A 13405-nucleotide genomic window follows, 5' to 3' on the forward strand; every position below is an offset into this window, starting at 1 on the left:
AGCTTTTGTCGCCCAGGACTCTAGCACGTCCGCCTGGGTCGCACTAGGTGGGTCTGGGCGAGGAGCCTGGGGTCCGAAGAGTTGACGAGGGGGCGTATACGCGTATACGATTTTGCGAGATGTTCGATGACGCACCGACCACCTCCGATCGCATCGCCGAGCGCCTGCGCGCAGAGATCGCTGCCGGCAACTACGAGGACGGTGAGCCGCTGAGGCAGGACGAACTAGCCCGGCGATTCGGGGTGAGCAAGATCCCGGTCCGCGAGGCGTTGCAGCAGCTCAAGAGCGAGGGCCTGGTGGCGTTCCACCAGAACCGCGGTTCGCTCGTGCTGGGAGCCTCGGCCGAGGAGGTAGCCGAGGTGTACGCCATGCGTGCTGCACTGGAGGAACTCGCTCTCACGGGCTCTATACCGCGCCTCACGGCCGCGGACCTGAGGCGGGCCGAGGCTGCGCTGGAGGACCTAGCCGAGGCGCGCGACCCAAGCGAGTGGCCGCAGCTCAACTGGGAGTTCCACGCGGCTCTTTACCGGCCGGCCGGCATGCCTACCCTCCTGCGGACTCTGCAGAGCCTCCACCACAGTGTGGCGCGTTACCTGCTCATGTACTTGGCGGACGAAGATCACGGCCGGACTTCTCAGGCGCAGCATCGCGAACTGCTCGAGGCGTGCGGCGAACGCGACCTGCGTCGGGCCAAGTCCGTTCTGAAGCGCCACCTGGCTCAGGCATCCAGGGAGTCACAGGCCTACCTTCGGCAGCGGAACCAAACGAGCGACGAGCCGCGGGCTCGGGAAGGCAGGCCATGATGACCAGAGGCACGAAGCTGACAGCGAAGTTCGAGCGTTACCCGCTCATGTTCGGTCCGACCCCAATCGAGGAACTGCCGCGCCTGTCGGAAGCGCTTGGGGGCAAAGTGAAGCTCTACGCCAAACGCGAGGACTGCAACTCGGGGCTCGCGTTCGGGGGCAACAAGGTGAGGAAACTCGAGTTCCTGGTGCCCGAGGCGCTAGCGCAGGGCGCGGATACGCTGGTGACCATCGGCGGCGTGCAGTCCAACCACACGCGGCAAGTCGCTGCGGTGGCCGCCAAGCTCGGTCTCAAGTGTCACCTCGTGCAGGAGAGCTGGGTGCCGTTTCCCGACGCCGTGTACGACCGGGTTGGCAACATACTTCTGTCACGTGTCATGGGGGCCGAGGTCGAGCTGATCGACGAGGGGTTCGACATAGGCATCCGCGAGAGCTGGGAGCGGGCGCTCGAGGCGGTGCGCCAACGAGGCGGCAAACCCTACGCCATTCCCGCCGGCGCCTCGGACCACCCGCTCGGCGGCCTCGGCTTCACGAACTTCGCCGATGAGGTGCGCGAACAGGAAGCCGCGCTCGGTTTCAAGTTCGACTACGTAGTGGTGTGCAGCGTCACGGGCTCGAGCCAGGCCGGCATGGTGGTCGGGTTCGCGGCGGACGGCCGGGCGCGCAAAGTGATCGGCATAGACGCCTCGGCCACGCCGGAACAGACGCACGACCAGATACTGCGCATCGCCAAGGCCACAGCCGAGAAGGTCGAGCTGGGCGAGAGCCTGACGGCGGCCGACGTGATCCTCAACACCGACTACGCGTACCCCGCCTACGGTGTTCCCTCCGACGAGACCAACGCTGCCATCCGGCTCGCCGCGCGCACCGAGGGCATGATGACCGACCCCGTCTACGAGGGGAAGTCGATGCAGGGGTTGATAGACCTCACGCGCAACGGCTTCTTCGAAGACGGCGCGCGCGTCTTGTACGTTCACCTCGGCGGAGTGCCCGCGATCAACGCGTACAGCTACCTCTACCGCAACGGCTGAGGCGACTAAGGCTTGCGTGAAGGGGGCGGCGCGCGCGTTGACAACACGGGGCGGCCGTCAAGTTATAGTGCGACGACGAATAAAGTATGGTGTCGAGGCGGTGCAATTGGCCCTGTAGACCGAAGGTCCGCCACCTGCGCCACACGACAGCACGTTCGTGGGAGAGGAAGTAGATATGAAGCGATTGACATTAACGCTCGTCCTTGCGCTCGCCATGGCCGGCCTGGCACTAGCCCAGGGGACCGTGAAGGTGGGAGTGTTCCTGGAACTGTCCGGGCGCATGGCCGTCACCGGCAACGACACCCTGGACGGCATCAAGGTCGCGCATGAGCAGCAGCCGACGGTCAACGGCATGAACGTCGAACTGTCGGTCTGCGACAACGCCAGCACGGTCGAGGGCTCCGTGGCCTGCGCCAACCGCTTCCTCGACGAGGGCGTCGTGGCGGTCCTGGGCTCCTACTCCTCCAGCCACTCCATCCCCGCTGCCGAGGTCCTGCAGCCCGCCGGCACCGTGATGATCAGCACCGGCTCCACCAACCCCGCCACTACGCAGATCGGCGACTACATCTTCCGCATCCCCTACACCGACCAGTTCCAGGGCACGGTGGCAGCGCAGTACGCCTACAACGACGTCGGCGCGCGCAAGGTCGCCATCTTCCGTCAGCAGGACGACGACTACAGCGTGGGCCTTGCCTCCTTCTTCCAGGACGCCTTCGAGGGCTTCGGCGGCACCACCACGGTGCTCGACTACACCTCCAACAACGTAGACTTCTCAGCGCAGATCAACAACCTGCGGTCGTTCGCACCCGACATGATCTACTACACCGGCTTCTGCGCCGAGGCCGCCTCGCTCGTGCCGCAGCTCCGCCAGCAGGGCTTCAACCAGCCGATCCTGGGCGGCGACGCGTCCGACGACTCGCAGTGCCCCGAGGGTGGCGGCACCGCCTTCGACGGCTTCACCTTCACGTCCTTCGGTGAACCGGAAGTGCTCACCGGCGCCGCGGCCGAGCGGGCCGGCGAGTTCCGCGCGGCTTTCGAGAAGGACTACTCCCTCGATCACTTCACGGGCTTCACGCTCGCGGGCGCCGACGCCTACAAGGTCCTCATGAAGGCCATCGAAGACGCCGGCAGCACCGACCACAAGGCCGTGCGGGACGCCCTCGCCAGCCTCAAGGACTTCCCCGGCGTGTCCGGTGACATCACGTTCGCCGGCACCGACGGCACCCCTGCCAACCGCGTCATGGGCCTGTACGCCTACAAGGTCAACGCCGACGGCACGTGGGACAAGGTCGTGCTGAAGGGCATCTCGCTCGAGTGAGCGGGGCCCGACCCAGTTAGAACCTCATGCGTTCGCGGCAAGGGCGCCTCGGCCCCTTGCCGCGAACGGTTCGTGCTTCGATCAGAGTCAACCAGAGTAGCGGGCTAGTAAGGACGGAGTAGGGTTTGTCGGCAAGCGCAACCTCCCCCAAGCGCCGCCCCTGGCTTCCATGGCTGATCGGCCTGGTAGGGCTGGGGTTGATCGCCTGGCGCATGTTCTATCTTCATGGTGTAAACGAGACCTTCAACGCCGCCTTCTTCTCGGGCGCCGTCGTGAGATCCTTGCAGCTCGGCAGCCTGTACGCGCTCATAGCGCTCGGCTACACGATGGTCTACGGCATCATCCGGCTCATCAATTTCGCGCACGGCGAGGTGTTCATGGTCGGGGCCTTCGCCGCCTATTTCCTGTTCACGAAGACGCCCTACTCCTGGCCGGTCGCCGTTTTGGTGGGCGCCGCGGTGGGTTACGGCGTCATGCAGTTCCTCGGCTTCTTCAGGACCGAGAAGCGCGACCCGATCGTTCTGGCCGGGGCGCTCATCGCGTTCGCGGTCGTCACGTTCGCCCTCGCCTCCACTCAACTCGGCTGGTTCGCGGCCATGGTGGCGTCCATGTTCATCACGGGCGTGCTGGGCATGACCATAGACCGAGTGGCCTACCGGCCGTTGAGGGGCGCCCCCAGGAACTCGATGCTGATCACGGCCATCGCCGTGTCGTTCTTCCTGCAGAACTTCGGCATCCTGGCCTTCTCAAACCGCCAGACGCCGTTCAGGCCACAGTCCTTCTGGACGAGCATGCTTCAGTTCAACGTGTTCGGTGAACCTCTGTACACGTCATGGATGATCGTCCTCGTGCCGGTCGTCACCGCCGTTCTCGTGGTGGCCCTGACGCTGTTCGTGACGCGCACGCGCCTCGGGAAGGCCATGCGCGCCACCGCCCAGGACGCCGAGACCGCCCAGATGATGGGGGTCAACGTCGACCGCGTGATAGCGACCACGTTCTTGTTGGGCTCCATGCTGGCCGCCGCCGCCGGCGTGCTCTGGGGCATGACCTTCGGCAGCATCAACCAACCAGCCATCTTCGGGATCCTGCCCGGCATCAAGGCGTTCGCTGCGGCCGTCATCGGCGGCATCGGCAGCCTGCCCGGCGCCGTCGTGGGTGGCGTCCTGCTTGGGTTCTTGGAGAACTTCCTCACGGCGCTGTTCCCCCGCACCGCGGCCTTCGGCGGCATCACCGAGTACAAGGACACGTTCGCGTTCCTCGCCATGATCCTCATCCTGTTGATCCGGCCTAGCGGCATCGTGGGCGAAGACCTCTCGGAGAAGGTATGAAGCCCCCTCTCGACGGCGCGCCGCCCGTACCCGCCCCCGCCGCGTACGTCCCCCACTACACCAAGCGGCGAACCCGCAACACGCTGCTGACGCTGGGTGGCCTGGCCCTGACGGTGCTCGTGCTGCTGTTGGTGGACGGCGGCACCAGCTCCAAGCTCAAGCAGGTCTTCGCGCTGTTCGCCATCTGGGGCATAGCCACCGTGAGCCTCAACCTCGTCAACGGCGTCACGGGGATCTTGTCGCTGGGCCACCACGGCTTCATGCTGGTTGGCGGTTACACCACCGGCCTCCTCATCCTGCCGGCCGCCACGCGCGAGACGCTCGCCAGCAGCGCCCGCAGCAACCTCTCCGACTTCTCCATCGGGCTGTCGGTGGAGAACATGCTGCGAGGCGTCGGCCTCGACGCCTTGACCACCCCCGAGACGCTGTGGGCCAGGTTCTTGATAGCCCTCTTCATCGGCGGCATCATGGCGGCGTTGTTCGGCGTGATCGTCGGGTTTCCGTCCCTGAGGTTGAGGGGCGACTACCTCGCCATCGTGACCTTCGCCTTCGGGGAGGCCATCAGGCTGCTCGCTTCCACGCCCATGATGTCGTCGTTCACGAACGGCGCTCTCGGGTTCGCGGGCGTGCCCTCCTCGTTCGGCAAGAGCGTGTGGTGGACGTTCGGCCTCCTCGCCATCACCATCTTCGTGATGGCGCGGCTCAAGTACTCCTCTTACGGCAGGGTGCTGCAGGGCATCCGGGAGGACGAGATCGCGAGCGAGGCCATGGGCGTCAACACCTCGTATCACAAGGTCCTGGCGTTCGCCATCTCCGCGTTCTTCGCGGGCGTCGCCGGCGGACTCTGGGTGAGTTGGGTGGGCACGGCGCGCCTCGACCTCTTCCTCTTCTTCTTGACCTTCTACTTCCTGGTGGCCATCAGCGTGGGGGGAACGGGTTCGATCACCGGCGTCCTCCTGGGCACCGCGCTGGTCGTCTGGGTGAGGCAGTACGGCGACCCGCTCGAGCAGTCGTACCCGTTGAGCACGTGGGTGGTGGCGGCCGGGGCCGTCCTCGTGGCCCTCGCGGTGATCGCCTACATAATCCGGCGCACGCGCAGGCTCAGGCCGCAGCTGAACCCGCTCGTCTACGTGCCCGCGCTTCTCGGCGTCGGCCTGGCGTTGTTCGGCCTTTATGGCAGCGATCTGGCGAGCCTGCAAACGAGGTGGCAAGGCTTCGGCATGCGCGCGATCACGCTGTCCGTCGTGCTCATCGCCATAATGATCCTGCGCCCTTCGGGCATCATGGGGCGCCGGGAGTTCAGCTGGGCCTGGCTCTTCCGCGAGCGGTTGGACGAGCCCACCGAGGAGGAGAAGCGCCAGGACGCGTGGCTCTCCAACCCGGCGCTAGCCGGCAAGCAAGAAGATGCCGACGACAACGAGGAGGTGAAGCCGTGAGCATGCTCGAGGTGCGCAACGTGAGCAAGGCCTTCGGCGGCCTGCAGGCCATCTCCGACCTCTCCTTCGAGTTGGGGAAGGGCGAGATAGTCAGCGTGATCGGCCCCAACGGCGCGGGCAAGACGACGGTGTTCAACCTGATAACGGGGGTGTACCAACCCGACTCAGGCGACATCCGCTTCGAGGGCCATAGCCTCAAGGGCCTACGCCCCAACGCCATCGTCGACCGAGGGGTGGCCAGGACCTTCCAGAACCTGCGGCTCTTCACGAAGCTGACCGTTCTCGAGAACGTCCTCATACCGCAACACCACAAGCTGAAGTCCACCTGGGTGTCGTCGGTCTTCCGCACTCCCGGTTACCTGAAGCAAGAACTCGTGATGCATGACCTGGCGCTGGAGAAGCTGGCCTTCTTCGGGCCACGCCTGATGGGTTTCCGGTTGCACCAACCCGTCGAGGTCCTCTCTTATGCCAACCGCCGCCGCACCGAGATGGCTCGTGCCATGGCGACGGGCGCGAAGCTGCTGCTCCTCGACGAGCCGAGCGCCGGCATGAACCCCAAGGAGACGCGCGAGATCACCGAGATCATCCGGCGCATGCGTGACGAGGGTGGTTACACGGTCTTGCTGGTCGAACACAAAATGAACCTGGTGAAAGACATCAGTGACCGCGTCATAGTCCTCGACTACGGCAGCAAACTGGCCGAGGGCTCGTACCACGACGTGGTCAACGACCCAGCCGTGATCGAGGCGTACCTGGGTAAACGCTCCGACAAGACCAGTCCGGTTGCCCGCGCGCAGGCCGCCGATGGCATGGTGGCGCATGGTCCCACCGACGAGGAACGACCATGAGCGACGGGGCGCAGGTCCACGAGCCGCTGCTCGAACTGAAGGGCGTGACGACGCATTACGGCCCCATCCGCGTGCTGCACGACGTTGACATGGTCATCTATCCGGGTGAGATGGTGTGTCTCTTGGGCGGCAACGCTTCCGGTAAGAGCACGACGCTCAAGACCATATTGGGCATCGTGGGCCTCAGCGAGGGCGAACTCTGGTTCCGCGGTGAGCGCGCCGATGCCCTCAGCACGTCGGACCGGATCGCTCGTGGCATGGCGGTCGTTCCCGAGAACCGCCGCATCTTCCCGAAGATGACGGTGAGGGAGAACCTCGAGATGGGCGCCTACTTGCGCAAGCGCGGTGGTGAGACCGAGGAGGACCTCGCCTACGTCTTCGAACTGTTCCCTCGGTTGGGGGAACGGCTTCACCAACAGGGCGGAACCATGAGTGGGGGAGAACAGCAGATGCTGGCCATGGGACGCGCGCTGATGAGCCGGCCCAGGCTGATCCTCATGGACGAGCCGAGCATGGGCCTGGCGCCGCTGTTCGTGGAGCGCATCTTCGAGATCATCAAGCAAGTGAACGATCGCGGCATCAGCGTGTTCGTGGTGGAGCAGAACGCCAACGTGGCACTGTCCATCGCCGATCGCGGCTACGTGCTGCAGACGGGCGAGGTCGTGTTGTCGGGCCCGGCCGGCGAGTTGTTGGCCGACGAGGGCATGAAACGGGCGTACCTCGGCGAGACCTGAGAACCTGTGTACTCTCATCTGCAAGCAGCGTAGGAACAAGCGCTGCCATGTGATATTGGCCCAACGCGGCGAACTGGTGGTAGATTCGGTCCCTACCCGCTACTTCTAGCGCTCACGCGCATGAATTAGCGGTGATAGGGAGGCTGGCAGCCACATGACGGAAGCGCTGAGCGAGATCTTCGACGTCGTCGAGCGCCGCAGCCGCGGGGAGGGCGAGTTCTTGCAGGCGGTGGGAGAGATCTTCCAAAGCCTGGGACCCCTGCTCGCCAAGCAGCCACGACTCTTGGACCAGCACCTGATCGAACGACTGGTAGAGCCAGAACGCCAGCTGATCTTCCGGGTGCCCTGGACCGACGATCAGGGCGAAGTGCACGTCAACCGCGGTTTTCGCATCGAGTTCAACAGCGCCCTGGGTCCCTACAAGGGCGGGCTCCGCTTCCACCCCAGCGTCAACCTCGGCGTGATGAAGTTCCTGGCGTTCGAGCAGACCTTCAAGAACGCCCTGACCGGGCTGCCGGTAGGCGGCGCCAAAGGGGGGTCGGACTTCGACCCCAAGGGCCGCAGCGACGGCGAGATCATGCGTTTCTGCCAGAGCTTCATGACCGAGCTCTACCGCCACCTCGGCGAGTACACGGACGTGCCGGCCGGCGACATCGGGGTGGGCCAGCGCGAGATCGGCTACCTGTTCGGACAGTACAAGCGCATCACCAACCGCTACGAGTCGGGGGTGTTGACGGGCAAGAACCTCGCGATCGGCGGGGCGCTCGTGCGCACCGAGGCCACGGGCTACGGCTGCGTCTATTTCGTCGAGCAGATGCTAGCGGCGCGCGGCGAGACCCTGGAGGGCAAGACGTGCGTGGTGTCCGGCTCTGGCAACGTGGCCATCTACACCATGCAGAAGCTGGAGCGCCTCGGCGCCAAGGTCGTCGCTTGCTCCGATTCGAACGGCGTGGTGTACGACCCGAAGGGCATCGACCTCGCCACGGTGAAGCGTCTCAAGGAGGTGCAGCGCCGCCGCATCGCCGAGTACGTGCAGCACCACCCCGGCTCCGAGTACCGCGGCGGCGGCAACATCTGGCACATCCCCTGTGACCTCGCGTTCCCGAGCGCCACGCAGAACGAACTCGACGGGAGCGACGCCAAGAGCCTGATCGAAGGCGGCCTGCTCGCCCTCGGGGAGGGCGCGAACATGCCGTGTACCCCGGACGCGATCGACGCGTTCATCGGCGCCGGCGTGGCGTTCGGGCCGGGTAAGGCCGCGAACGCCGGCGGCGTGGCCACCTCGGCGCTCGAGATGCAGCAGAACGCCAGCCGTGACGCCTGGACCTTCGCTTACACGGATGAGCGGCTGCGCGAGATCATGACCGACATCCACACCGTCTGTTTCGAGACGGCCGCCGAGTTCGGCGAGCCGGGCAACTACGTGCTGGGCTCCAACATCGCCTCGTTTCGCAAGGTGGCGGTGGCGATGCTGATGCTGGGCGTCGTGTAGGGCGGGCCCGCTAACGGGCGACCGCGTGGTGCCCCTTCCGCCGTGCCCGGGTGCTCGCGTGCGGCTCCTTCTGCCGTACCCGGGTGTATGTGCGCGCCTCCTTCCGCCGTACCCGGATGCTTGGGCGCGGCACCGTGCGCCAGACACCGAGTTGGTGATTGCGCCACTATCATCGGGTCATGAAGAGGTTACTAATCCTCGTAGGCGTGCTCGCGGCGCTCATCGGCGTGCTCGCGACGCGCAGATCGGCCGCCGGGCCGTACGTGGGCACCGCGCCGGCTCACGAGTTCCCGCCGGGGCTCGACTGGATCAATACCGACAAGCCCCTCACGCTTGATGACCTCAAAGGCAAGATCGTGTTGCTCGACTTCTGGACCTACGGCTGCATCAACTGCATCCACGTGATCCCCGAGTTGCAGGCGCTCGAGAGGAAGTATGCCGACGAGCTGGTCGTCATCGGTGTGCACTCTGCCAAGTTCCTGAACGAGAGCAAGACGGAGAACATCCGCCTGGTGGCCGAGCGTTACGGGCGGACCGAACCGATCGTCAACGACCTCCGCTTCGAGGTGTGGAAGTCGTACAACGTGTCGGCCTGGCCCAGCTTCGTGCTCATCGACCCCGAGGGCCACATCCTGGGCCGGCATGCCGGCGAGGGGGTCTACGACGCCTTCGACGAGGACATCGCCGGCATGATCGACGCCTTCGCGGAGCGCGGGACCCTTGACCGCACCCGGTTGGACTTGGGTTCCCGGGGAGTGGTGGCGCCCCGGACGGCCCTGCGTTTCCCGGGCAAGGTGCTGGCGGACGCGGCCGGGCAGCGCCTCTTCATAGCCGACAGCAGCAACGACCGCATCGTCGTGACCGACTTCGAAGGGGTGGTGCAAGCCGTGATAGGCAGCGGCACGGCGGAACTGCGCGACGGCGACTTCGAGGCGGCGGGCTTCAAGGCGCCGCAGGGGATGGCGCTCGCGGATCCCAACACGCTTTACGTGGCTGACACGGGTAACCACAGCATCCGGTTGGTCGACCTGGAGAAACGCACGGTGACCACGGTGGCCGGCACGGGCCAACAGCGCTACCTCTTCGGCCTCGACACCGTCGACGCGAGCAGCGGGCTGAACTCGCCGTGGGACGTGCTCTGGCTGGACGATCAACTCTTCGTGGCCATGGCGGGGCAGCACCAGGTGTGGCGCTACGACCCGGCGGCCGGCAAGTTGTACTTGCACGCCGGCAGCGGCCGCGAGGAGCTGCGCGACGGCCCCGCCCTTCGAGCCGGTTTGAACCAGCCGAGCGGCCTGGCGAGCGATGGTCACGAGCTGTTCGTGGCCGACAGTGAGGCCAGCGCCGTGCGCCGCGTCGACGTGGAGCCTGGCGGCGCGGTGAACACGGTCGTGGGCATGGGCTTGTTCGAGTTCGGCGACGTCGACGGGGTAGGCGACCGGGTGCGCCTGCAACACCCCACCGGCCTGGCTTACGCAGGCGGACAGCTCTACGTGGCCGACACCTACAACAACAAAGTCAAACGCATCGATCCAGCCACGCGTGAAAGCACGACGCTCTTCGGTACCGGTGAGGCCGGGCTGGTCGACGGCGCCGAGGCGCAGTTCCACGAGCCCGGCGGCTTGAGCGTGGCCGGACGCCGGCTCTTCGTCGCCGACACGAACAACAACGCCATCCGCGTGGCGAACCTCGACACCCTCGACGTGAGGACGCTGGCGCTCAGTGACCCGAAGGGTCTCCTGACCAGCGCGCCTGGCCAGCCCACACGGTTCGACGAGACGCTCAAACTGCCCGTCGCCAAGGTGCACGTCGGAGAGGGCAAGATCGAGCTCGAGCTGACGTTGCCCGACGGCTACAAGGCGAACGACTTGGCGCCCCTACAGGTTGCGTGGAGCAGTTCGAGCAGCGCCGTGACACTCTCCGAGGGCGCCGCCCTGGCCGTCGATGATCCCACTTATCCGCTCGTGGTTGAGGTGCCCGCCTCGTTCACGCCGGGCAACGCCGCCGTTACTGCCGACGTGACGCTCTACTACTGCCGCGAGGTGATGGCCGAGCTCTGCCTGATCCGGACGGCGCGCATCGTGCTGCCGATAGAGGTAGTGAGTGGTGGCGCGCAGGGCGAGGAGGAGCGGCCGGCCGTACGCGCGGCTTGGCAGCCGCCGGCGTTGCCAAGCGGGTACTGAGGAAGGCACACCGCCTTACAATGACCGCCGTGACTCGCTTGGCGGGCCTCCGGAAGCGAAGCATCGGTCCGGTCTCGTTCGAGGTCGCGGTCGCGCTCCTCATCCTCTAGGTCATCTGGGGTTCCACCTACCTGGCCATCAAGTTCGCCGTGGTAGACATGCCGCCGTATCTCATGCTGGCCGCCGGCGCCAGCTTCGTGCCGTTCGGCCTGCTGCGTGGCGAGCGCGTGGCGGCGGTGCCTTCGCTAACGTCCGGCCTCGCGCTCGCGTACCTCGTCGTGTTCGGTTCGTTGATCGGCTTCAGCGCCTACGTCTTCTTGCTGAACGCGCGGGTCAGACCCGCGTTACTGACCTCGTACGCCTACGTCAACCCGGTCGTCGCGGTTCTGTTGGGAAGGGTGGTCGCGGACGAGCAGCTCGGGCTGCCGGGCGTGTTCGGGATGGCGATCGTGGTGTTGAGCGTGGTGCTGAGTGTGGTGCTGGCGGTGCGTTCCGCCGGTAGGCGCTAAGGGTTTGGAGGTGCAAGGATCTCGCCGGCTTCGGCCGTTCTTGCCACGGAGCCCGGAAGGTTTGGGGCGGATCCAAGCCGGTCCGTTTCCTGAGAAGGGCAGCTTGTAGACGCCGGCTTCCACCAATTGCGGCGAAGTTGCGTAGAATCGAGTATGGTTCGTAATCCAAGAAGATCGATAATTTCGCTTGCTGCGGCTCTTATCTTAGGTATTGCTATCCCGGCTTGGGCACAGACGGCGCCCGACTGGGTGCCCACGGGCACGCTCGAAGCCGTCATCGGCGGCAAGGCTCACACGATGCGCTCCTACGTAACGGTGGTGCCCGTGGACGCCGCGAAGCGCACCAGCGACCCCGAGGCGCGGGCGCTGCTGGAGAAGCTGGCGGGCACTGAGCAGCACACGGCCACCTGGATGATCACCGACGCTTTCGAGATGGGCGGCATGGTGCTTCTCCCCGCCATGCTCTTCGTAAGCATCGGTACCCGCACCAGCGAGGACGCGACCGCCAAGACCGGCCAGATCGACATGAACTTCGCGCTCGATCTCGACTCGCTTGCGCTCGACACTGAGAGCGACATCGAGGTCCGGTACTTCCCCGGATCGTGGAGCACGACGGACTTCTACGCGTTGACGGAAGGGGCGCTGCGACTCGACAGCGTCGAGGTCGTCGACGAGCGCACCCTCGCGATAACCGGGACGATCCTCGGCACCCTGAGCTTCCAGGAGAGTTACTCGGTCGAGCACAATCCGAACGACATCTTGCCCTTCGAGGCGACCTTCAACATCGAGCGCGTCTTCGGCTCTCAACTGCCGCTCGAACTGCTCGGTCAGTGAGGAACTCGGGTCGCGTGTGACGAGAGGCCACGCGCCTTACAAGTGCCGGCGCATCCTGAAGTGCCCCAGCGAGGAGCAGGCGCTGAGGTCCTGGCGTTCCCACGGCGTGCGGGGCGAGGAGGTATGACGATGGCCCAGAAGCGCTACGAGGTGGGTGACCACGTGAGCTGGAACTCGGAGGCCGGGCGCGTGAGCGGGCACATCACGCGCGTCGTCACCAAGGAGATCCAGTTCAAGGGCTACACGGTCCACGCGAGCGAGGACGAGCCGCAGTACGAGATCGAGAGCGACAAGACCGATCACGTGGCGATGCACAAGGGTTCCACCCTCACAAAGCTGAAGAGCTGACGGGGGACGCTCTGGCCTACGCGGGCAACCACCGGCGCCACCGGCGCTGAACCACCGGCGCAAGCGCCGTGGAATCCGCGCCGCCTAAGCCTAGGTGTGCGCCCGGTGTCACGAAATAGCGCGTGGGTTACCATCGCAGCCATGGCAATACTGGCAGGGTGTGGCGACGTGGGGGCACGGTTCAGCGTGGTAGCGGCGGGCCAAATGCCGAGGACCTTGTGACGTGAGCCTACTCGAGCGGGCCTTGAAGCGCGTAGACGAGAACTTCGGTGCGCAGGTCGACTGCTTGCGGCGCCTGGTGGCACTGCCGAGTGTGCGCGGCGGAGAAGCGCCGGTTCAGCGTGAGCTCGCGCTCGAGCTGGGCGCCGCGGGGCTGGCGAGCGAAACGTACGAAGTCACCCCGGACTCCCTCGCCGACTTGCCCGGCTTCTCCACTCCCGAATGGGACTACTCGGGGCGCCCCAACCTTGCCGCGGACTGGCTCGGCACGGGTGGTGGCCGGTCACTCATCCTGCAGGGGCATGTCGACGTGGTGCCCGCC

At 65.8% G+C, this 13405-nt stretch carries 13 protein-coding genes and 1 pseudogene; all 14 read left to right on the forward strand.

From position 1 onward, the window contains the following. Window positions 1–119: 119 nt before the first annotated feature. Window positions 120–803, forward strand: coding sequence for a GntR family transcriptional regulator (locus ROY82_01115; GenBank protein ID MDT3681065.1), 684 nt, complete (start codon window positions 120–122; stop codon window positions 801–803). Then, complete coding sequence (locus ROY82_01120) at window positions 800–1834, forward strand: 1-aminocyclopropane-1-carboxylate deaminase (GenBank protein ID MDT3681066.1); 1035 nt, start codon at window positions 800–802, stop codon at window positions 1832–1834. The genes ROY82_01115 and ROY82_01120 overlap by 4 nt, the downstream gene beginning before the upstream one ends. A gap of 175 nt (window positions 1835–2009) precedes the next feature. Beyond that, window positions 2010–3152 carry an ABC transporter substrate-binding protein gene (locus ROY82_01125; protein ID MDT3681067.1) on the forward strand — a complete coding sequence of 381 codons (1143 nt, stop codon included), beginning with the start codon at window positions 2010–2012 and terminating at the stop codon, window positions 3150–3152. A 272-nt stretch (window positions 3153–3424) separates the two neighbouring features. After that, window positions 3425–3559: pseudogene (locus tag ROY82_01130) on the forward strand (branched-chain amino acid ABC transporter permease). A gap of 66 nt (window positions 3560–3625) precedes the next feature. Further along, the gene (locus ROY82_01135; protein MDT3681068.1) at window positions 3626–4480 is read left to right on the forward strand and encodes a branched-chain amino acid ABC transporter permease; all 855 of its coding nucleotides are present in this window, start codon (window positions 3626–3628) and stop codon (window positions 4478–4480) included. After that, complete coding sequence (locus tag ROY82_01140) at window positions 4477–5916, forward strand: branched-chain amino acid ABC transporter permease (protein ID MDT3681069.1); 1440 nt, start codon at window positions 4477–4479, stop codon at window positions 5914–5916. Before ROY82_01135 ends, ROY82_01140 begins: the two co-directional genes overlap by 4 nt. 2 nt (window positions 5917–5918) lie before the next feature. After that, the gene (locus tag ROY82_01145; protein MDT3681070.1) at window positions 5919–6764 is read left to right on the forward strand and encodes an ABC transporter ATP-binding protein; all 846 of its coding nucleotides are present in this window, start codon (window positions 5919–5921) and stop codon (window positions 6762–6764) included. After that, the gene (locus tag ROY82_01150) at window positions 6761–7498 is read left to right on the forward strand and encodes an ABC transporter ATP-binding protein (GenBank protein ID MDT3681071.1); all 738 of its coding nucleotides are present in this window, start codon (window positions 6761–6763) and stop codon (window positions 7496–7498) included. Before ROY82_01145 ends, ROY82_01150 begins: the two co-directional genes overlap by 4 nt. A 154-nt stretch (window positions 7499–7652) precedes the next feature. Next, complete coding sequence (gene gdhA, locus ROY82_01155; protein MDT3681072.1) at window positions 7653–8990, forward strand: NADP-specific glutamate dehydrogenase; 1338 nt, start codon at window positions 7653–7655, stop codon at window positions 8988–8990. Window positions 8991–9169: 179 nt separating this feature from the next. Further along, complete coding sequence (locus tag ROY82_01160) at window positions 9170–11173, forward strand: thioredoxin-like domain-containing protein (protein MDT3681073.1); 2004 nt, start codon at window positions 9170–9172, stop codon at window positions 11171–11173. A gap of 113 nt (window positions 11174–11286) precedes the next feature. Continuing rightward, window positions 11287–11682, forward strand: a complete 396-nt coding sequence (locus ROY82_01165) for an EamA family transporter (GenBank protein ID MDT3681074.1) — start codon at window positions 11287–11289, stop codon at window positions 11680–11682. Between the two features lie 153 nt (window positions 11683–11835). Next, entirely contained in the window at window positions 11836–12516 is a 681-nt protein-coding gene (locus ROY82_01170; GenBank protein MDT3681075.1) for a hypothetical protein, read from the forward strand. A gap of 129 nt (window positions 12517–12645) precedes the next feature. After that, the gene (locus tag ROY82_01175) at window positions 12646–12864 is read left to right on the forward strand and encodes a DUF2945 domain-containing protein (GenBank protein MDT3681076.1); all 219 of its coding nucleotides are present in this window, start codon (window positions 12646–12648) and stop codon (window positions 12862–12864) included. A 223-nt stretch (window positions 12865–13087) separates the two neighbouring features. Then, window positions 13088–13405, forward strand: a 318-nt coding sequence (locus ROY82_01180; protein MDT3681077.1) for a hypothetical protein, incomplete at its 3' end; no start/stop codon positions are given.

It is taken from the genome of Truepera sp. (assembly GCA_032027045.1).
Taxonomy (GTDB): domain Bacteria; phylum Deinococcota; class Deinococci; order Deinococcales; family Trueperaceae; genus JAAYYF01.

What these genes read in the sequence shown, in the direction of transcription:
- ROY82_01115 (MDT3681065.1), top strand. Translation starts at nt 120, where the DNA reads ATGTTCGATGACGCACCGACCACCTCCGATCGCATCGCCGAGCGCCTG.
- ROY82_01120 (MDT3681066.1), top strand. Translation starts at nt 800, where the DNA reads ATGATGACCAGAGGCACGAAGCTGACAGCGAAGTTCGAGCGTTACCCG.
- ROY82_01125 (MDT3681067.1), top strand. Translation starts at nt 2,010, where the DNA reads ATGAAGCGATTGACATTAACGCTCGTCCTTGCGCTCGCCATGGCCGGC.
- ROY82_01135 (MDT3681068.1), top strand. Translation starts at nt 3,626, where the DNA reads ATGCAGTTCCTCGGCTTCTTCAGGACCGAGAAGCGCGACCCGATCGTT.
- ROY82_01140 (MDT3681069.1), top strand. Translation starts at nt 4,477, where the DNA reads ATGAAGCCCCCTCTCGACGGCGCGCCGCCCGTACCCGCCCCCGCCGCG.
- ROY82_01145 (MDT3681070.1), top strand. Translation starts at nt 5,919, where the DNA reads ATGCTCGAGGTGCGCAACGTGAGCAAGGCCTTCGGCGGCCTGCAGGCC.
- ROY82_01150 (MDT3681071.1), top strand. Translation starts at nt 6,761, where the DNA reads ATGAGCGACGGGGCGCAGGTCCACGAGCCGCTGCTCGAACTGAAGGGC.
- gdhA (MDT3681072.1), top strand. Translation starts at nt 7,653, where the DNA reads ATGACGGAAGCGCTGAGCGAGATCTTCGACGTCGTCGAGCGCCGCAGC.
- ROY82_01160 (MDT3681073.1), top strand. Translation starts at nt 9,170, where the DNA reads ATGAAGAGGTTACTAATCCTCGTAGGCGTGCTCGCGGCGCTCATCGGC.
- ROY82_01170 (MDT3681075.1), top strand. Translation starts at nt 11,836, where the DNA reads ATGGTTCGTAATCCAAGAAGATCGATAATTTCGCTTGCTGCGGCTCTT.
- ROY82_01175 (MDT3681076.1), top strand. Translation starts at nt 12,646, where the DNA reads ATGGCCCAGAAGCGCTACGAGGTGGGTGACCACGTGAGCTGGAACTCG.